Source organism: Agrobacterium radiobacter (assembly GCF_040801995.1).
Classification (GTDB): Bacteria; Pseudomonadota; Alphaproteobacteria; order Rhizobiales; family Rhizobiaceae; genus Agrobacterium; species Agrobacterium radiobacter.
In genome coordinates, this window is the sequence record NZ_JBEGHX010000001.1 from 545,431 (window position 1) to 562,651 (window position 17,221).

At 60.7% G+C, this 17,221-nt stretch carries 20 protein-coding genes; 9 read left to right on the top strand and 11 right to left on the bottom strand.

The window, feature by feature from the left end:
* Positions 1-76: 76 nt before the first annotated feature.
* The 4 genes from MRBLRC7O_RS02690 to MRBLRC7O_RS02705 all read right to left on the bottom strand — a co-directional run bounded on the left by MRBLRC7O_RS02690 (position 77) and on the right by MRBLRC7O_RS02705 (position 2,232).
* Positions 77-643, bottom strand: a complete 567-nt coding sequence (locus MRBLRC7O_RS02690) for a type 1 glutamine amidotransferase family protein (RefSeq protein WP_003509305.1) — start codon at positions 641-643, stop codon at positions 77-79.
* Between the two features lie 21 nt (positions 644-664).
* A complete protein-coding gene (locus MRBLRC7O_RS02695; RefSeq protein WP_003509304.1) occupies positions 665-1,153 on the bottom strand; it encodes a GNAT family N-acetyltransferase in 489 nt (162 codons plus the stop codon).
* Between the two features lie 204 nt (positions 1,154-1,357).
* A complete protein-coding gene (locus MRBLRC7O_RS02700; RefSeq protein WP_003509303.1) occupies positions 1,358-1,771 on the bottom strand; it encodes a MerR family transcriptional regulator in 414 nt (137 codons plus the stop codon).
* Positions 1,772-1,881: 110 nt separating this feature from the next.
* Positions 1,882-2,232: a hypothetical protein gene (locus MRBLRC7O_RS02705; protein ID WP_080865991.1), complete on the bottom strand. Its 351-nt coding sequence runs from the start codon at positions 2,230-2,232 to the stop codon at positions 1,882-1,884.
* 129 nt (positions 2,233-2,361) lie between these two features.
* On the opposite strand from MRBLRC7O_RS02705, the gene dmeR reads away from it, so the two are divergent.
* Entirely contained in the window at positions 2,362-2,634 is a 273-nt protein-coding gene (gene dmeR / locus MRBLRC7O_RS02710) for a Ni(II)/Co(II)-sensing transcriptional repressor DmeR (protein WP_003509296.1), read from the top strand.
* Positions 2,635-2,687: 53 nt separating this feature from the next.
* Positions 2,688-3,707: a CDF family Co(II)/Ni(II) efflux transporter DmeF gene (gene dmeF / locus MRBLRC7O_RS02715; RefSeq protein ID WP_080865992.1), complete on the top strand. Its 1,020-nt coding sequence runs from the start codon at positions 2,688-2,690 to the stop codon at positions 3,705-3,707.
* A gap of 10 nt (positions 3,708-3,717) precedes the next feature.
* Here dmeF and MRBLRC7O_RS02720 read toward each other — a convergent pair whose 3' ends face one another.
* The 4 genes from MRBLRC7O_RS02720 to MRBLRC7O_RS02735 form a co-directional block, all read right to left on the bottom strand.
* On the bottom strand, positions 3,718-4,005 hold the full coding sequence (locus tag MRBLRC7O_RS02720; protein ID WP_020009640.1) for a hypothetical protein: 288 nt from the start codon (positions 4,003-4,005) through the stop codon (positions 3,718-3,720).
* 372 nt (positions 4,006-4,377) lie between these two features.
* Positions 4,378-5,484 (bottom strand): quaternary amine ABC transporter ATP-binding protein, encoded by a 1,107-nt coding sequence (locus tag MRBLRC7O_RS02725; RefSeq protein ID WP_080865993.1) that lies wholly within the window; start codon positions 5,482-5,484, stop codon positions 4,378-4,380.
* Positions 5,477-6,385, bottom strand: a complete 909-nt coding sequence (locus tag MRBLRC7O_RS02730) for an ABC transporter permease (protein WP_080865994.1) — start codon at positions 6,383-6,385, stop codon at positions 5,477-5,479. Before MRBLRC7O_RS02730 ends, MRBLRC7O_RS02725 begins: the two co-directional genes overlap by 8 nt.
* 253 nt (positions 6,386-6,638) lie before the next feature.
* The gene (locus MRBLRC7O_RS02735) at positions 6,639-7,649 is read right to left on the bottom strand and encodes an ABC transporter substrate-binding protein (RefSeq protein ID WP_080865995.1); all 1,011 of its coding nucleotides are present in this window, start codon (positions 7,647-7,649) and stop codon (positions 6,639-6,641) included.
* An 18-nt stretch (positions 7,650-7,667) separates the two neighbouring features.
* Here MRBLRC7O_RS02735 and MRBLRC7O_RS02740 point away from each other — a divergent pair, with 18 nt between their 5' ends.
* The gene (locus MRBLRC7O_RS02740) at positions 7,668-7,928 is read left to right on the top strand and encodes a hypothetical protein (RefSeq protein WP_162706271.1); all 261 of its coding nucleotides are present in this window, start codon (positions 7,668-7,670) and stop codon (positions 7,926-7,928) included.
* Between the two features lie 214 nt (positions 7,929-8,142).
* Here MRBLRC7O_RS02740 and MRBLRC7O_RS02745 read toward each other — a convergent pair whose 3' ends face one another.
* Positions 8,143-10,242, bottom strand: coding sequence for a S9 family peptidase (locus MRBLRC7O_RS02745; RefSeq protein WP_111820528.1), 2,100 nt, complete (start codon positions 10,240-10,242; stop codon positions 8,143-8,145).
* Between the two features lie 223 nt (positions 10,243-10,465).
* Between MRBLRC7O_RS02745 and MRBLRC7O_RS02750 the strand changes: the two genes are divergently transcribed.
* The 4 genes from MRBLRC7O_RS02750 to MRBLRC7O_RS02765 all read left to right on the top strand — a co-directional run bounded on the left by MRBLRC7O_RS02750 (position 10,466) and on the right by MRBLRC7O_RS02765 (position 13,936).
* Positions 10,466-10,867, top strand: coding sequence for a DUF930 domain-containing protein (locus MRBLRC7O_RS02750; RefSeq protein WP_003509289.1), 402 nt, complete (start codon positions 10,466-10,468; stop codon positions 10,865-10,867).
* A gap of 105 nt (positions 10,868-10,972) precedes the next feature.
* A complete protein-coding gene (locus tag MRBLRC7O_RS02755) occupies positions 10,973-11,881 on the top strand; it encodes a dihydrodipicolinate synthase family protein (RefSeq protein ID WP_020812986.1) in 909 nt (302 codons plus the stop codon).
* 51 nt (positions 11,882-11,932) lie between these two features.
* A complete protein-coding gene (locus MRBLRC7O_RS02760) occupies positions 11,933-12,658 on the top strand; it encodes a polysaccharide deacetylase family protein (RefSeq protein ID WP_080865997.1) in 726 nt (241 codons plus the stop codon).
* A 198-nt stretch (positions 12,659-12,856) separates the two neighbouring features.
* Positions 12,857-13,936 (top strand): bifunctional transcriptional activator/DNA repair enzyme AdaA, encoded by a 1,080-nt coding sequence (locus MRBLRC7O_RS02765; protein ID WP_080865998.1) that lies wholly within the window; start codon positions 12,857-12,859, stop codon positions 13,934-13,936.
* A gap of 27 nt (positions 13,937-13,963) precedes the next feature.
* Here the strand turns inward: MRBLRC7O_RS02765 and MRBLRC7O_RS02770 are convergent, their stop codons facing one another.
* Positions 13,964-15,160, bottom strand: coding sequence for an AI-2E family transporter (locus MRBLRC7O_RS02770; protein ID WP_080865999.1), 1,197 nt, complete (start codon positions 15,158-15,160; stop codon positions 13,964-13,966).
* An 84-nt stretch (positions 15,161-15,244) separates the two neighbouring features.
* Entirely contained in the window at positions 15,245-16,105 is an 861-nt protein-coding gene (locus MRBLRC7O_RS02775) for a VOC family protein (RefSeq protein ID WP_080866000.1), read from the bottom strand.
* 278 nt (positions 16,106-16,383) lie between these two features.
* On the opposite strand from MRBLRC7O_RS02775, the gene MRBLRC7O_RS02780 reads away from it, so the two are divergent.
* Both MRBLRC7O_RS02780 and MRBLRC7O_RS02785 read left to right on the top strand, forming a co-directional pair.
* Positions 16,384-16,794: a universal stress protein gene (locus MRBLRC7O_RS02780; RefSeq protein ID WP_003509277.1), complete on the top strand. Its 411-nt coding sequence runs from the start codon at positions 16,384-16,386 to the stop codon at positions 16,792-16,794.
* Positions 16,795-16,855: 61 nt separating this feature from the next.
* Positions 16,856-17,176 carry a TraR/DksA family transcriptional regulator gene (locus tag MRBLRC7O_RS02785; protein ID WP_003509276.1) on the top strand — a complete coding sequence of 107 codons (321 nt, stop codon included), beginning with the start codon at positions 16,856-16,858 and terminating at the stop codon, positions 17,174-17,176.
* Positions 17,177-17,221: the final 45 nt, after the last annotated feature.

The window sequence follows — 17,221 nt, forward strand, 5'->3', positions numbered from 1 at the left end:
CGCGTCGGCTGGATTCCGGCCCAAGGCGGGAATGACGGGGAGTAGAGGGAGTGCAAACAACCGAGACGGCTGCGCCTCAGCGATGCTCCGCCGCAAAAACCTGAAGTTCCGCCTCGGCTTCCGGACCAAAGAGGCCGAGGTGTTTCAGGATTTCCACCGCAAAACTCACCGGCGCGCTGCCGGCGGCCGTGATGATGCCGCGATCGCTGACTGCTTTCGGCTGGTCGCGATAAAGCGCCTCGCCGCTATAGACGGCATAGGCCTTGTGCGATGCCAGCGAATTGCCGGTATGGGCGACATCGTTCAGAACGCCCGTGCCGCCGAGCGCGCTCGCCGCCGCACAGATGCCGGCCACCAGCCGGTCCCTGTCGCGAAACCGGTGCACCAGCCCGCCAAGATCGACAGCCGTTCCCTTTTCCCAGCTGAGACCGCCGGGAATGACAAGCGCATCGATGCCAACAGGATCAAGCGCGTCATAGGATGTGTCAGGCGTTACATTCAGCCCGCCCATGGACGTTACCGGCCGGCCATCAGGCGTGGCATAGATGATTTCGACGCCGAGATAGCCGCGCGCTGCGGCAGCAAGCAGCGCCGGTTCCCAGTCAGCAAAATCCTGCGCGAGCGCAATGGCGATCCGTGTCATGGTCGTCTCCGTTGATGCCAATCAGGCAATTGACTGCATGTAGCGCATGCCGGTAACCGGCCGGGGCGCGAAATCCATGTTTTCGTAGAAGCGATGCGCCGCGACATTGCCTGTTGTGGCGCTGACGGAAAGATAGTCGCAGCCGAGACGCTTGGCGATATCGCGGGCGCGGGAAACCAGATGCTGACCGGTGCCATGGCCGCGATGGCCGTCACGCACGAAGAGATGATGCAGCTCAAGCCCGCGCCGGCCTTCCTGCGCCCTGTAGAGCGGCAGAAGCAGGGCGTAACCGATCAGCGCGCCATCGGCTTCGGCCACGAGGCCATGCACCCAGGGCAGCGGGCCGAACAGGTCGCGTTCCAGTTTCGCCGGCGTGATCGCCGCCGCATCGCCGTGGTAGGAGGCAAGCAGCGTGATCATCTCGTTGAGTTCGGGCAAGTCCGTCTTGCGTGCGCCACGAATGATGACGACGGGCGGTCTTTCGAGTGTAAGGGAGCTATCTTCGGTCATTTTTTCGGTCCTTTGGTCTTATCGGTGCCGTCAGGACGCTTGAGAAACAACAAAGCCGCCTGACGGCGGCTTGTTGACAACATGATCTGTCGAGCCGCCCTTAGAGGTAGGCCCAAAAGTACGAGCAGGAGATGGGTGCGCGTTCGTTGATCATGGAAAATGCAATGCGCCCGAATCCGTAATCTGTCAAGCCCGGTTTTCCGTTCAGTGCTCACCCTCGCACATGTCATGATTGGAAAGCGCGCGGATGACGTAACAATCCTCGATCGAATGGCCGTGGCAGTGGGAGACGATACGCTCCAGCTCATGCTCCAGCTTCTTGAGGCTGGCGATCTTTTCTCGCACATGGGCGAGATGTTCGGCAGCGATGCGGTCCGCGCCCTCGCATGGCATCTGCCGGTGCTGGCTAAGCGCGATCAGTTCGCGGATGGCGTCGATGTTCAGCCCGAGATCCCGCGCATGGCGGATGAAGGCCAGCCGGTCGAGGTCGGCCTTTTCGTAACGGCGCTGATTGCCCTCCGAACGGTCGGCCTCGCGGATGAGGCCCATCTGCTCGTAATAGCGGATCGTCGGCACCTTGACGCCGGTACGTTTGGACAATTCACCGATGGACAGCATGACTTTCTCCATATCTCGGGCAAAGACGGGAGAACGGGGTGGCTCCGCCGTTCATGGTCTATGCTCTAGTCTCTAGAGATATTGCTTTTCAGCCCGCCATTCAATGGGTTTCAGGCGGCGTCATCCACGCCAAGCGCCTGGGCGAGCGCTTTGAGGACATCATTCTCGATGCCGGATGCGGCTTCTGGCTGTGCCGATGCGGCCATGTCCAGGGCGGGCGTTGTCGTGGAGGTGCCGCTGTCGAGATTCCAGAGTGCTGTGGCGAGGCCGAAGGAAGCACTGGCGGCGGCCGGCGCGATGGCCGTGGCAGCGGTTTCGACGCTCGAAATGGTGCGATGCGCGGCGCGGGTCAGCTCCAGCAGGGCTTCGGTGGTGGAATGGGTTTCCTTGCCTCTCGCCGGCTCAAGGCTCCGGAGCGGAGTGGGATGATAGCTGCTGATGGTTGCTGCGATAGTCGTCATGACTGAGTCCCCTAAGTTTCATGGGGAGATCTCTTAAGGGTCGAAACATTCGCGAAGATTGCGTCAAGCGGGGCTTGAACGGAAAATCTCGCTCATATAGTATACCCCCCTATAGTATATGAGGTCCCCATGTCCCATACGATCCGCAACAAGGAGAAGCTTCTCGCCCGCATCCGCCGCCTGAAAGGGCAGATGGAAGCGGTGGAGCGTGCGCTTGATGATGCCAAGCCCTGCGGCGAGGTGCTGCAATTGCTCGCTTCCGTGCGCGGCGCGCTTTCCGGACTGACGGGGGAGGTGATGCAGGAGCATCTGCATGAGCATGTGGTGCATGCCGAAAACGAAGACGAACGGGCCCGGGCGGCGGAAGAGCTGGCCCAGGTGCTGAAGACCTACATCCGGTGAAATCGAACGGGCCAGCAGATCAGACAGGCCAGTAGCAAACAGGATTGAGCGACATGATGACGACATCCGAACACCGCGCAGCAGCCGGTCACGACCATGTTTTCCTCGGCCAGAACCACGAGCGCAATGAGAGGCGCGTCTGGATGGTCATTGCGCTGACTGCGGCCATGATGGTGGCGGAAATCGTTGCCGGCCACTGGTACGGCTCCATGGCGCTGACGGCGGATGGCTGGCACATGTCCACCCATGCGGGCGCGATGCTGATTTCGGCTTTGGCTTATCTTTATGCCCGTCGTGAGGCGCGCAACCCGCGCTTCACCTTCGGCACCGGCAAGTTCGGCGATCTCGCGGGTTTTGCCAGCGCGATCGTGCTGGCGGTGGTGGCGCTGCTGATTGCCGTGGAAAGCGCTATGCGCCTATTCAATCCCGTCGAAATCGATTTCAACCAGGCTATCCTCGTCGCCATCATCGGCCTTGCCGTCAATCTTCTCAGCGCCGTGCTGCTGAAGGATGATCATCACCACGATCATGGGCATGGACATGGCCACACCCACGGTTCGCATGCCCATCACGGCCATGGCAGCCACGCCCATCATGATCATGGCTCGCATGCCGGTCACCATGCTGACCCCGGCGCAAAGGGCGGCAGGGACAATAATCTGCGCGCGGCCTATCTGCATGTGCTGGCGGATGCGCTGACCTCGGTTCTCGCCATCGTCGCGCTGTTGCTTGGCAAATGGAACGGATGGTCGTTCCTTGATCCGGCCATGGGTATCGTAGGCGGTCTGGTCATTGCCCGCTGGTCATGGGGGCTGATCCGCTCCACGGCGACGACCCTGCTTGACGCGCTGCCGCCGGCGGAGGATTTGCCGCAGGAAATCCGTGAAAGCGTGGAGACGGAAGAGGATCGCATCACCGACCTGCATGTCTGGCAGGTGGGGCCGGGGCATCACGCCGCCATCGTGGCGATCCATTCGCAGGCGCCGAAGGCGCCGGCTTTCTACAAGCAGAAACTTGCCGCCATACATGAACTGTCCCATGTGACGGTGGAAGTGAGCCCGGCAAGGGCCTGATTGGAATCGTTTATTCGGTATATTCCGAATAGGCGCTGCGCACCCATTCCGCCTGTGCTTCCGCCTTGTCCTCGGCGGAGGCCGCCGCCGGATCCTGATAGGCAGGTGCGCTGCCATTGCCGACGGCCCACAGCACGTTGGCCAGCGACTGGGAAAGAATGGTGCTGGAAACGGTCGGGTTGCCGGGGCTGCGTTTGACGGCCTGTTCTTCAGCCGCATTCTGCGCGCCGCCGGCTTTTTCAAGCTCGCGAACACGCCCCTGGTAATTATATCCGCCGATATTGCTTTCAATCTGCATGTCGGTGATTCCGCGTTCAAAAGTTAACGAATAGTTAACGGCGGGGACTTGTCCGAAACTTGCGCTTGCTGCGCTGCAGCGATCGCCGAGGGTTGACAGCCGGCGAAGTAGTGCTTCGTTTTTACATGACTGAAGGCGGTACCCTGATTTCGCACGGCGGCGAGGGAGAGCATGTGGGCGCTGGCACTTGGACGCTGACACCTGGGCTCAAGGCTGGCACTGAAATACGCCTTGCCGCACACTCCACGTCATCCTCGCCCTTGAGGCGAGGATCCATAACCGGGGACTTACTGGCGCAAAATGGATCCTCGCCTCAAGGGCGAGGATGACGTGGAGTGTGCGGCAAGGCTAGTCAGCTCCCGGAATGCCGGATCAAGCCGTTTCTTTCTCCACCGGAACAACCGTTTCCTCAGGCTTCTCCGGCTCCTCCGCCGCTTCCACCTTAACCTCCGCCTCCTGCGGCGCGGGCGTCACCATCGCGGCCACCAGCGTGTCGAGACCGATGCTGCCGACGGGCTTGCCGTCCTCGTCCACCACATGGGCGGTCGTTTCGTTGGCTTCCGACATGTCGCGGGCGATTGTTTCCAGCGTCGCGTTTTCCGGCACGGCCATGCCTTCGGGGCGGCTTTCGAGCGGTTCCATGACAGTGGTTGCCTGCAGCACACGGCCGCGATTGACGTCGCGCACGAAGTCGGTGACGTAACCATCCGCCGGTGAGAGGATGATGCTCTGGCCGTCGCCCTGCTGCACGACTTCGCCGTCTTTGAGAATGGCGATATGGTCGCCGAGCCGCAAAGCTTCGTCCAGATCGTGGGTGATGAACACCACGGTCTTTTGCAGCTCCTGCTGAAGATCGAGCAGCATGGTCTGCATATCGACACGGATCAGCGGATCGAGCGCCGAATAGGCCTCGTCCATCAGCAGAATATCGGCGTCATTGGCAAGCGCGCGGGCAAGGCCCACACGCTGCTGCATGCCGCCGGAAAGCTGGTTCGGATAATAATCCTCATACCCCTCCAGGCCGACACGATTCAGCCAATAACGGCCTTTCTCCTCGCTCTCCTTGCGCGGCACGCCCTGAATATCGAGGCCGTAAACGCTGTTTTCCAGCACGGTGCGATGCGGCAGAAGGCCGAATTTCTGGAATACCATCGCCGTTTTGTGGCGGCGGAATTGCCGCAGCGCCGAGGTGCTCATGCCGCAGATATCCTCGCCGTCATAGAGAACTTCACCCGCGGTCGGGTCGATCAGCCGGTTGATGTGGCGGATCAGCGTCGACTTGCCGGAGCCGGAAAGCCCCATGACGACGGTGATCTTGCCGCCCGGCATGGTGATGTTGATGTTGTTGAGGCCGAGGACGTGGTTGTGTCTGTCGTTCAGTTCGACCTTGTCCATGCCTGATCGCACAGCTTGGAGGTATTTCGCGGGATGCCTGCCGAAGATCTTGTAAAGATTCCTGATTTCGATGCTTTTAGCCATGGGAGACCTCGCGGTATTTCTGCAGGCGCTTGCCGAAAGCCTGGCTCGCCCGGTCGAACATGATGGCGATGGCGACCAGAGCGAAACCGTTCAGGAAGCCCACCGTGAAGAACTGGTTGTTGATGGCCTGCAGCACGTTCTTGCCGAGCCCACCGACACCGACCATGGAGGCGACGACGACCATGGCGAGCGCCATCATGATGGTCTGGTTGATGCCGGTCATGATGGTCGGCAGCGCCAGCGGCAGCTGCACGTTGAAAAGCTTCTGGCCATTGGAGGAGCCGAAGGCGTCGGCCGCCTCAAGCACTTCCCGGTCAACGAGCCGAATGCCGAGGCTGGTGAGGCGGATGACGGGCGGAATGGCGTAGATCACCACTGCGATCAGGCCCGGAACCTTGCCGATGCCGAAAATCACCACCACGGGGATGAGATATACGAAGCTCGGCAGGGTCTGCATCACGTCGAGCACGGGATTGATGAGGCGTTGCAGGCGTTCCGAACGTCCCATCAGGATGCCGAGCGGCAGGCCGATGACGATGGCGATCAGCGTGGCGATGGCGACGATGGAGAGCGTCGTCATGGCGTCGCGCCAGAGGCCGACGGCGCCGATCATGAGCAGGGAAATGGCGGTGCCGCCGGTGATCTTCAGGCTGCGCCCGGCCAGATGCACGATGGCCAGAATGACCAGCATCGTGATGATCCACGGCGTTTGGATGAACAGCCGCTCCGAGGCATTGAGGAACAGCTGCAGCGGATGCACGACCACGTCGATCGCATCGCCGTAATTGCGCACGATGTCGCGAAAACCGTCATCGATGGTCTTGCGTGCCACACGCATCGTACTGTTGTCGATAGCCGGGAACTTGCAGAGCAGGTCCGGCAGGTAGTTGCAGAGGGCCATTATTGTTGTTTTCCCTTTGGGTTGGGGGGGGGGGCGGCGGGCAACGGAGGCTGGGGTACCCCCCTCTGTCCTGCCGGACATCTCCCCCTCAAGGGGGGAGATCGACCTGCGGCAAGGTCTCGCCCATCACACACGTTGCGGATTTGGGAGAAGGGTGCGCCCAGCTGATCTCCCCCCTTGAGGGGGAGATGTCCGGCAGGACAGAGGGGGGTAAAGCCACGGATAAAAACCGAAGCTTCCCCCCATCAACCAATCACATCGAAGCCTTGATCTTCTCCGCCACCTCGGCCGGAACCCATTTCGTCCAGATGTCCTCATGGTTTTCGAGGAAATACTCCGCGCCGTCCTCGTTGGTGCCCTGGTTTTCATCCATCCAGGCAAGGATCTCGGCGACCATCTTGTTGTCCCAGCTGCGGGCCTTGATGTAATCCATCGTCACCCCGGCCTTGCCTTCGAAGTCCTTGGTGATGACCGTAAAGACATCCGCCACCGGATAGGCGTTGACCTTGGGATCGGCGCAATCGACCTTCGCCGTGCATTCGTCGAAATGGGCGCGGTCGAGTTCGACGCCGTCGTCCAGCTTCACCATCTCGTATTTGCCGAGAATGGCGGTGGGCGACCAGTAATAGCCGAGCCAGCCCTGCTTCTTTTCAAACGCATTGGCGATGGAGCCATCAAGACCGGCGGCAGAGCCGGTGTCGACCAGCGTGAAGCCCTTTTTGTCACCCTCGCGCGCCTTGTAGAGATTGGCGGTCGTTACCTGGCAGTTCCAGCCGGACGGGCAATTATGCACGGCGCCCTTGCTGGCGTCTTCCGGGGCGGGGAAGAGTTCGGGATGTTTCAGCGCGTCTTCGACGGTCTTGATGTCGGGGTGTGCGTCGGCGATGAATTTCGGGATCCACCAGCCTTCGATGCCGCCTTCGCTCAGGATTTTCGACGCTTCGATCATGCGGCCGTCTTTGACGGCGGCGCTAAGCGGTTCGCGCACGGCGTTCACCCATAATTCGGGGGCCATGTCCGGCTGGCCCTTTTCGTTCATGGAAGCGAAGGTCGGCATGGTGTCGCCGGTGACGACATTGACCGTGCAGTCATAGCCGTTTTCCATAATGAACTTGTCGACGTAAGCCGCGACACCCGCGGATGCCCAGTTCATTTCGGCGATGGTGATGCTGCCGCAGCTATCGGCGGCATTGGCGGAATGTGCTGCACCGGCAGCGATGGTAAAGCCCGTTACGAGAATGGTCGAGGCCAGGAGTTTCTTCATAGGAGACCTCCAAGTCTGATGCAGTGTTTTCAGTTGGCAAAGCGGGAGCACTGCAAAGCCCGGATTGCCAAGGGCGAACTGACATGGCGCGTGGAAAAGCCGAAAAATTACGGCGAGAAGAATATCCGCAGAACACGCTGCGGCATTGCCGCAGGAAAAGCGGCGAAAAGGCGCATGAATATGTCAACGACCGGCATAATACGGCCAAAAAGTGATATTGCAACGCGAAATGACGCATTGCAGCCATGCATTCGATTTTTGGAACATTTCTTTATTTAAAATAATACATGAGAGTTATTCTGATTTAAGTTGGATATATTATTAGTTGCAATAACTAGAAATAAAAATCCAATGATGTGACAAGTGAAATTTAAAGAAAAGATACAATCGATATTTTCTGGAATAAATGTTCGAAAAGATGATTTTTGTGGGTATTTTTATCTCTCATGGGTCGGGCGGCGACGGAATCGCCGCCCGTTTTAATGTCAGGCCGTCACACGGCGTCCTTGCCGGCCACCTTCAGCGCGAAGGCGTATTCGAAGGCAATTTCTTCAAGCCGCTGGAAACGGCCCGATTTGCCGCCATGGCCGGCCGCCATGTTGGTCTTCAGCAGGATGGGCGCTTCTCCCGTTGTCCTTTCGCGCAGCTTCGCCACCCATTTGGTCGGCTCCCAATAGGTCACGCGCGGATCGGTAAGGCCGGAAAGCGCGAGGATCGGCGGATAGGCCTTGGCGCCGACATTGTCATAGGGGCTGTAGGCGGCGATCCAGCCGTATTCCTCCGCCGATTCCAGCGGATTGCCCCATTCCGGCCATTCCGGCGGGGTCAGGGGCAGCGTGTCATCGAGCATTGTCGTCAGCACGTCCACGAAGGGTACGGCGGCGATGATGCCGGCGAATTTCTCCGGCGCCATATTGGCGACAGCCCCCATGAGCATGCCGCCGGCCGAACCGCCTTCCGCGATGATGCCCTCATAGGAGGTGAAACCTTCCTGAACCAGATGGTCAGCCGCGGCGATGAAATCCTTGAAGGTGTTCTGTTTGGCTTCCATCTTGCCGGTTTCGTACCATTCGAAACCCTTGTCCTTGCCGCCGCGGATGTGAGCGATGGCATAGATGAAACCACGGTCGGCCAAGGACAGCGTGGTGGTGGAGAAGGAGGCGGGAATGGTGATGCCGTAAGCGCCGTAGCCATAAAGCAGGCAGGGGGCGGAACCGTTGAGCGCCACATCCTTGCGATAGAGCAGGGAGACCGGCACCAGTTCGCCATCATGCGCAGGCGCCATGATGCGGCGGGTGATGTAGTCATCCGGATTGTGGCCTGATGGTACTTCCTGCGTCTTCAGAAGCGTGCGCTCACGCGTCACCATGTCGTAATCGAACAGCTGGCTCGGCGTCGTCATCGAGGAATAGGAGAAACGGATGACGTCGGTGTCATATTCCGCCGCGCCATGCAGGCCGAGCGAATAGGCCTCTTCGGCAAAGGCGATGGAATGTTCCTCGCCGGTGCGGCGGTCGCGGATGACGATGCGGGGCAGGCCGTCGCGGCGTTCCAGCCAGATCAGGTGGCGGGCATAGGCGTCGACGGAGAGGATCAAGCGGCCCGGCTCATGCGGCACGACCTCTTTCCAGTTTTCCTTGCCGGGCGCGGTGACCGGCGCTTCCACGATGCGGAAATCCTTGGCGTCGCCGTCATTGGTGAGGATGAAGAAGACGTCGCCGCCTTCGCACATCGAATATTCGATGCCCTCTTCGCGCTCCGCCACGATAGCAGGCTCAGCCATCAGGTCCTTGGTGGAGAGAATGCGGTATTCGCTGGTCTCATGGTCGTGAATGTCGATGAAGATGAAATCATCGAGCACCGACGCGCCGACGCCCATGAAGAAGCCGGGATCCTTTTCCTCATAAACCAGCCGGTCGGCCGATTGCGGCTCGCCGATGATATGGTGGAAAACCTTCGAAGGACGGTGGTTTTCGTCCTGCAGCGTATAGAAAAAGCTCTTGCCATCGGGCGCCCATGCGCCGCCGCCGCCGGTGTTCTCCACGACGTCGGCAAGGTCCTCGCCGCTTTCGAGATTGCGGATGCGCAGGGTGAAATATTCCGAACCCTTGTCGTCATAACCCCAGATGCCGTGACTGTGATCGGAGGACTGGTCGAGACCGGCGAGACGGAAATAATCCTTGCCTTCCGCTTCCTTGTCACCATCAAGCAGAACATGTTTTTCGCCGCCATCACGCGGGGTTCGGAAATAATGCGGCTGCTCGCCGCCGGTCACGAACAGCGTGCCATAGGCATAAGGCCCGTCATTAACGGGAACGGAGGAATCATCCTGCTTGATGCGGCCCTTCATTTCCTCGAACAGCTTTTCCTGAAGCGCCTTGGTGTCGCCCATGGCCGCTTCCATATAGGCGTTTTCCGCCTCCAGATGGGCGCGGATGGCCGGGTCGAGCAGGGTGGGGTCCTTGAACATGGCCTGCCAGTTATCGGCCCGGAACCATGCGTAATCGTCGGTGCGGGTAATGCCGTGATGCGTATCCTGGACGGGCCGTTTTTCGGCGGTCGGGGCAATGGGCAGGTTCTTGAAAATCGGCAAGGGAAACTCGCTTTCCTGTAAAAATTCCTGGGCGGCACCAAGATGTAGAGTGCGGCTTGCGGCCGATCAAGTTTCAAATCTCCACAGGCGGAATGCGGCTCGGGCACAATTTCGTCAGCTTTCGATCACATTTTGGCAATATCCGGCAAATCGGCGATGATGCGCGTCGGCCGTCCGGCCTGCCGCGATCGACAAGAACAAACGAAAAAACTGACAGGACCCCATGCGAAAGCTTCTTCCCGCTGCCCTCTCTGCCTTTTTCCTCAGCCTGCAGGCCTTCACCCCCGCTTTCGCGATCGATGCCAGCGTCATGCGGCAACTGAATGCGCTGGCCCCCGAAGAACGCCTGGAGCAGCGCTGCGATATAGAGGCGATGGAAAGGATAGCGACGGAACAGAAGGGCATGCGGCCGGACAAGGTCATCGCCTATACGTTCGGCGACCCGGAAGTGGGCAAGAACTCCATCAAGGCGCCGGGTGCGGTCTTCAGAAGCGCGGGCGAATGGTACAAGCTCAAATACAAGTGCCAGCTGAAGAGCGACAGCCTCAGCATCCAGTCCTTCGACTACCGTGTGGGGGACAAGATTCCCGAAGAGCAGTGGAAGAAGTTGTATCTTTATGACTGAGCACGGAATTTTTCGATTTCAGGCCAGCGTTTAGCCGCCGCTTTTGTTGCGGCCGCGCGGTCGGCTCTGTAACCCTGACTTCCGATCGAAGTGAGGGGCATAGACATGACGAGACGATTCAAGGGACTTTCGGCTTTTCCGATTACGCCGGCCGACGAGGCGGGGCGGGTCGATGTTGAAGCCTTCTCGGCCCTGATCGAGCGGCTGGATACGGCGGCGGTCGATTCCATCGGCATTCTCGGCAGCACCGGCATCTACATGTATCTCACGCGGGAACAGAGACGTCGCGCCATCGAGGCCGCCGCCGCCATCCTTAAGGGCAGGCGCATATTGATGGCGGGTGTCGGCGCTTTGCGCACCGATGAGGCCGTTGCGCTTGCCACGGATGCGGAAGCCGCCGGCGCCGATGCGCTGCTGCTGGCACCCGTGTCCTACACGCCGCTGACGCAGGAAGAGGCCTATCACCATTTCGCCGCCGTGGCTGGCGCGACGGCCCTGCCGCTCGCCATCTACAACAACCCGACGACCACCCGGTTCACCTTCAGCGACGAGCTTCTGGTGCGGCTCGCCTATATCCCGAATATCCGCGCCATCAAGATGCCGCTGCCGGCGGATTCCGATTATGCCGGCGAACTTGCGCGGCTGCGCCCCAAGCTGTCGGAGGATTTCGCCATCGGTTACAGCGGCGACTGGGGCTGTGCGGACGCCACACTTGCCGGCGGCGACACATGGTACAGCGTCGTTGCCGGCCTGCTGCCGGTTCCGGCCCTGCGGCTGATGCGGGCGGCTCAGGCCGGCAATGCGGAAGAGGTGAAACGGATCGATGCGGCCTTCCAGCCGCTCTGGGCGCTGTTCAGGGAATTCGGCAGCATCCGCGTTGTTTACGCCGCCGCCAATATCCTGTCGCTGACGGTGAGTGAACCGCCGCGGCCGATCCTGCCGCTCACCAGCGCGGAACGCCAGCGGGTGGAAGAGGCGCTGGAAGCCCTGTCCGTGCTGGAAACCGCGCCATAATTCGGGCGCTTTGCAGGCGGATTGCCACCTCTTCACACTCCGGAACATAAAATGCTGCGTCGCCTCTTCATTGCCGCCCTGTTTCTCTCCGCCTCTTCAGCCGCTTTTGCGGGAACCGGCCTTGTCGAGCCGTCGCTGAAAATGACGCCGCAGCATGACGGCAGGGTGCGGGTGGCGATGACGCTGGATGCCTGCATGGGCAAGACCGATCACCGCATCCTCGATACGCTGGTGCGCGAGCGCATTCCCGCGACGATCTTCGTCACCGCCCGCTGGCTGAAACATAACAGCGAGGCGCTTGCAGTCCTCATGGCGCATCCGGATCTGTTCGAGATCGAAAATCACGGTGAAAACCATGTGCCGGCGGTGGAGAAGCCCGTTTCCATCTACGGCATTGCCGCCGCCGGTTCGCAAGCCGCGGTCGAGCAGGAAGTGGAGGGTGGCCGTCAGGCGATCGTCGCCGCTACCGGCATCCAGCCGCAATGGTTCCGGGGGGCGACGGCGAAATACACAGGCTCGTCCATGGCTACCATCAACCGGCTCGGCATGCGGGTGGCGGGTTATTCCGTGAATGGCGATGGCGGCTCGCTGCTGGGTGCGGCGGCGACGGCGAAACACATCGCTTCCGCCAGGGACGGCGATGTCATCATCTCCCACATCAACCAGCCCACCCATGAAGCGGGCGAGGGCGTGGTGAAAGGCCTGCTGGCGCTGAAGGCGCGGGGCGTGATTTTCACAAGGCTGGACGACCCGTCCTTTGCGCCGCCGGGGAATTGAAGGGGAAGCTCCTTCCTCATTCCTGTGCTCATCACAGCAAGCCAGCCAGCCCAAGTCCTTGGACTGAAAGGATTTTCCTCGCCGCGCAGACGCGCGCCGACTGGATTCCTGTGACGAGCGCAGGAATGAGGGAAATGAGCCACATCCACGCCCGTTTTTCGGCGGCATGCCGCTTAAATTTGCGTTAGCATCCTCCCCATGATGCTGTTCAAACGCCCCGACACCGAAACCCTGTATTCAGCCCTTGTGAACAAGGACCCCGCCTATGAGGGCGTGGCCTACGTCTGCGTGACCTCGACGAAGATCTTCTGCCGTTTCACCTGCACGGCGCGCAAACCGAAGATCGAGAACTGCCGGTTCCGCGAGACCATCGCCGAATGCCTGGAGGCGGGTTTCCGCCCCTGCAAACGCTGCAAGCCGATGTTGTCCTACGGCACCGCCGATGAGACCGTCACCTCGCTGCTGACGGCGCTGGAAAACGAACCGGCGCGGCGCTGGCGCGAGGAGGATGTGGTGGCGCTCGGCCATGATCCTTCCACCGTGCGCCGCACTTTCAAGCGCCGTTTCGGCATGAGCTTCCTGGAAATCGCGAGATTGCGCCGGCTGGGCGATGCGGCGGAGAGCATTGCTTCCGGCGAAGCGGTGATCGGTGCGCAGATCGATGCCGGTTACGATTCCGGCAGCGGTTTCCGCGCCGCCATCAACCAGTTCTTCGGCGCTTCACCCACGGCCATGAAGGGCAAGGGGTTCCTGAAGGGCGACTGGATCGATACGCCGATCGGCCCGATGCTCGTCGCCGCCGACGATCATGCCCTGCATCTCCTCGAATTCGCCGACCGGCCGACCCTTCCGGCCGAGTTGAAACGGCTGAAGACGCGCACCGGCGCGGATATGGTGCTTGGCCGGACGGCTGTGACCGGCCAGATCGAAGCGGAACTCAAGGCCTATTTCGCCGGGCATTCGGCCGCCTTCGAAACCCGGCTTGCCGGCCACGGCACACCCTTCGAGCGCGACGTCTGGCGCAGCCTGCGGGAAATCCCGGCGGGTGAGATCGTCAGCTATTCCTCGCTCGCAACCGCGATGGACAGGTCGTCCGCCGTGCGTGCGGTCGCCCGCGCCAATGGCGCGAACCAGATCGCCATCGTCGTGCCGTGCCACCGTGTGCTGGGCGCGGATGGCAGCCTGACCGGTTACGGCGGCGGGCTGTGGCGCAAGAAATGGCTGATCGAGCACGAGCGCCGCATGGCAACCCGCGAAGGTCTGCCGCTCGCTTCCTGAGCGGCCCTGATCGCCTTTCGGAAAAGGCTAGGCAGGCAGGTTCGGCACAACCCGGCGCGAGGGGAATAGCTCCCGCGTCACCGTCATCGCGATCAGCGACAGCGGCAGGGCGAGCATGGCGCCGGCCGCCCCCCACATCCACGTCCAGAAGATGATCATCACGAAGACGAGGAAGGGGTTGATCTCCATGTTGCGGCCGACGACCGCCGGAAAGGCGAGGTTTTCCATCAGCAGGTGAATGGTGAAGAAGATCGCCGCCGGCAGAAGCGCCAGGACGATGTTGTCATGGGTGATGATGCCTGCCACCGTCAGCGAAATCGTCATGGCGGTGATGCCGAGAAACGGCACGAAGCTGGAGAGGAAGGCAAACAGCCCCCAGAGCAGCGGCATGGCCAGCCCGCCAAAATAGGCGATGACCACCATCGTCACCCCAAGCCCGGCATAGATCAGCGCCGCCGTGGCGAAATAGGTGCCGAGCACCTCTTCCACCGAGCCGATGATGCGGATGGTGCGAAGCCGCTGGTGGCGGGCCGGAAAGGCCATGATGATCGCCTTGCGCAGCCGCAGCCGGCTATAGAGAAACATCAGCAGCGCAGCGAGGAAGATCAGGCCCTGAATGACCGCGGGGGTGATGTTGGAGCCGAGCACGGAGATGATCTCGCCGCTGCGCGAAATCAGCGATTCCATCGACATTGACCCCATGCTGAAACTGGCCGCCGAAATATTCAGCCATCGCAGGCTTTGCAGATAGGGCAGGAAACGATCGATGCTGCGTTCAATCAGCGCCGGGCCTTCGGAAGCGAGGAGCGAGAGCGGCTCGGTCAGCGAATTGATGACGAAAAACATCACCGCCGCCACGAGGCTCGACAGGATAAGCGCAACGCCGAAACCGGGAATGCCGTAGGAGCCGAGTTTTTCAGCGGCGATGCCGAGGATCATGCCGACCACGATGGCCATCACCACCGGAATGAGGATGAGCGACAATTCGTGGATGACCGCCATCAGCATGATGAGGAAGATGCCGATCACCGACCAGGCGACGACCACATCCAGCGCTTCGCGGCCAAGCGGCTGCTGGCTGCGCGCATCGTCACGGCGTGGGGCGGAAGCCGGTACTTCCAGCGGGTCCGCTCTTGTTGCCGGAATGCTTCCGGCGGTGGCGCCGGCGTTTGCGCCGGTGCTGACCAAGCTGCCGGTCTTCTCCGGCCTGGCATTTTCATTCATCGAACGGTCCCCCAATAAGGTGACAAACGTTCGAAAAATGTGGCGGTTCCGGGGCGGCAGAAATTTCTGCCGCCCCTTTTTGCTTTAGGCGGAAAGCTTTAGCCCAATTCCCCAGGGATCTCTGAGGACGATGCCGTCGCTTTGCCTTTCGGTGGCGATTTCCAGCCGGTCGAGTGCGGCAACAGCCGTGTCGAGCGCGGCCTGTTCGTTGAATTTCAGCGAATAGCCGGAAAGGCCGGTCATATTGTCCTTGCGGGCCGCAGCGCCGCGGCTGTTCCAGATATTGGCGGCCACATGGTGGTGATAGGCCCCGGAGCCGAAGAAACTCGCACCCGGATACCGCGCCATGATCTTCAGCCCCAGCACACCCTGATAAAACTCATCCGCCTGCGGAATATTGCCGACCTGCAGATGGATATGGCCGATGGCGGTGCCATCAGCAGCACCGGTGAATGCGGTCTTCGGCGCGCTGTCATAAAGCGCCTGCAGGTTGAGGCCGAGCGTGGCCATCTCAACGGTGCCATCAGGCTGGTAGGTCCATTCATCCGGCGAACGGTCGCGATAGACCTCGATGCCGTTGCCTTCCGGGTCGGCGAGATAGATCGCCTCGCTCACCAGATGGTCGGATGCGCCCTGAAACTGGATATTGTTATGGGCGGCATGCGCCAGCCAATGGGCCAGGTCGTTCCGGCTCGGCATCAGGAAGGCCGTGTGGAACAGGCCTGCCGCATTGCGCGGCGCGCGTTCCGCCGTGCTGGAGGTGGAAAGTGTCAGAAGCGGCTGGCCGCCGATACCAAGCACTTCGCCGCTCGGGTTCTTTTCAAGAACGGAAAGACCGATGATCTTCTGGTAGAAATCCGAAACGCGCGGCAGATCGTGAACGACGAGATGCGCCTGGCCGACATAGGCCGGCCGCGTCAGGGCGAATTGTTTGATTTCACTCATCATGATCTCCATATTGAATCCGAAGCGCCCCGGGGCGGATCGGTCGCCGAAACTATCGGCCGACGCCGCTTTGCGGCGTTTGTCGAAGGCGAATATGGGCTGGTTTCGTCGTTCAGCAAAGATCACCGTCTGGCGATTGACTGTCCACTATTCGTTGACAATGCCCCGTTCGGGCCCGGCTCCGGCTTTGACTTCGATCAAGGTGAAGGCTGCGCGGGCGGGGAAATATAAGTCTAGCCCGACACGCCAAACGGCGGATCAAGCCAAAGGAGACAGCCATGTACAAGAAGATCATCGTACCGGTAGACCTCAGCGCCACCGACAAGGGGGAAAAGATTCTCGAAAAGGCCAAGGCGCTGCTGGATCCGGACGGCGAGATCGTTCTCATCAACGTTGTCGAGGAACTGCCGGGCTATATGGCGATCGATCTGCCTGTCGACCTGATCGAAAACGCCATCAAGGACGCCAAGACCAAGCTTTCGGACCTCAAGACCAGGGCCGGTTTCAAGGGCAGCCAGGAAATCAGAAGCGGCGCACCCGCGCGCGAGATCATCGCCGCCGCCGAGGAACATAAGGCTGACCTCATCATCATCGCGTCGCACACGCCTGATTTCAGCAATTATTTCATCGGCGCCACCGCCGACCGCGTCGTGCGCCACGCCAAATGCTCGGTGCTGGTGGATCGATAAAGGCTTGACGTTTTTGGGTTGCGGGCGGGTTTTCCGCCCGCACCGGCTGGAGGAAAAGACCATGAATGTCGAAACTTACGAGAAAATCCTGCGTGACCGCCAGCGCGAGCTTTATCGCCGCCTGCACAAGATCGAGGCCGATTTCGAAGAGCCTCGCAATCCCGATGACGAGGATCGCGCCAGCGAACGCAGCAATGACGAGGTGCTGGACGAGCTGGGGCAGGTGGGACAGGACGAGCTGCGCGCCATCGACGCCGCACTCGACCGCATCGCGAGCGGCACCTTCGGCACCTGCGTCAAATGCGGCAAGAAGATTTCGGAGGATCGGCTGAAGGCGGTGCCCTATACGCCGTTTTGCCAGGAATGCGCCGCAGCTTTGTGAAATATTTTCGTGGTGACATGTTGCGTCCGCCCTTTCTCACCCTCA

Coding starts and splice junctions, on each gene's coding strand:
- MRBLRC7O_RS02690 (WP_003509305.1), bottom strand. CDS start 643: ATGACACGGATCGCCATTGCGCTCGCGCAGGATTTTGCTGACTGGGAA.
- MRBLRC7O_RS02695 (WP_003509304.1), bottom strand. CDS start 1,153: ATGACCGAAGATAGCTCCCTTACACTCGAAAGACCGCCCGTCGTCATC.
- MRBLRC7O_RS02700 (WP_003509303.1), bottom strand. CDS start 1,771: ATGCTGTCCATCGGTGAATTGTCCAAACGTACCGGCGTCAAGGTGCCG.
- MRBLRC7O_RS02705 (WP_080865991.1), bottom strand. CDS start 2,232: ATGACGACTATCGCAGCAACCATCAGCAGCTATCATCCCACTCCGCTC.
- dmeR (WP_003509296.1), top strand. CDS start 2,362: ATGTCCCATACGATCCGCAACAAGGAGAAGCTTCTCGCCCGCATCCGC.
- dmeF (WP_080865992.1), top strand. CDS start 2,688: ATGATGACGACATCCGAACACCGCGCAGCAGCCGGTCACGACCATGTT.
- MRBLRC7O_RS02720 (WP_020009640.1), bottom strand. CDS start 4,005: ATGCAGATTGAAAGCAATATCGGCGGATATAATTACCAGGGGCGTGTT.
- MRBLRC7O_RS02725 (WP_080865993.1), bottom strand. CDS start 5,484: ATGGCTAAAAGCATCGAAATCAGGAATCTTTACAAGATCTTCGGCAGG.
- MRBLRC7O_RS02730 (WP_080865994.1), bottom strand. CDS start 6,385: ATGGCCCTCTGCAACTACCTGCCGGACCTGCTCTGCAAGTTCCCGGCT.
- MRBLRC7O_RS02735 (WP_080865995.1), bottom strand. CDS start 7,649: ATGAAGAAACTCCTGGCCTCGACCATTCTCGTAACGGGCTTTACCATC.
- MRBLRC7O_RS02740 (WP_162706271.1), top strand. CDS start 7,668: ATGCAGTGTTTTCAGTTGGCAAAGCGGGAGCACTGCAAAGCCCGGATT.
- MRBLRC7O_RS02750 (WP_003509289.1), top strand. CDS start 10,466: ATGCGAAAGCTTCTTCCCGCTGCCCTCTCTGCCTTTTTCCTCAGCCTG.
- MRBLRC7O_RS02755 (WP_020812986.1), top strand. CDS start 10,973: ATGACGAGACGATTCAAGGGACTTTCGGCTTTTCCGATTACGCCGGCC.
- MRBLRC7O_RS02760 (WP_080865997.1), top strand. CDS start 11,933: ATGCTGCGTCGCCTCTTCATTGCCGCCCTGTTTCTCTCCGCCTCTTCA.
- MRBLRC7O_RS02765 (WP_080865998.1), top strand. CDS start 12,857: ATGATGCTGTTCAAACGCCCCGACACCGAAACCCTGTATTCAGCCCTT.
- MRBLRC7O_RS02770 (WP_080865999.1), bottom strand. CDS start 15,160: ATGAATGAAAATGCCAGGCCGGAGAAGACCGGCAGCTTGGTCAGCACC.
- MRBLRC7O_RS02775 (WP_080866000.1), bottom strand. CDS start 16,105: ATGAGTGAAATCAAACAATTCGCCCTGACGCGGCCGGCCTATGTCGGC.
- MRBLRC7O_RS02780 (WP_003509277.1), top strand. CDS start 16,384: ATGTACAAGAAGATCATCGTACCGGTAGACCTCAGCGCCACCGACAAG.
- MRBLRC7O_RS02785 (WP_003509276.1), top strand. CDS start 16,856: ATGAATGTCGAAACTTACGAGAAAATCCTGCGTGACCGCCAGCGCGAG.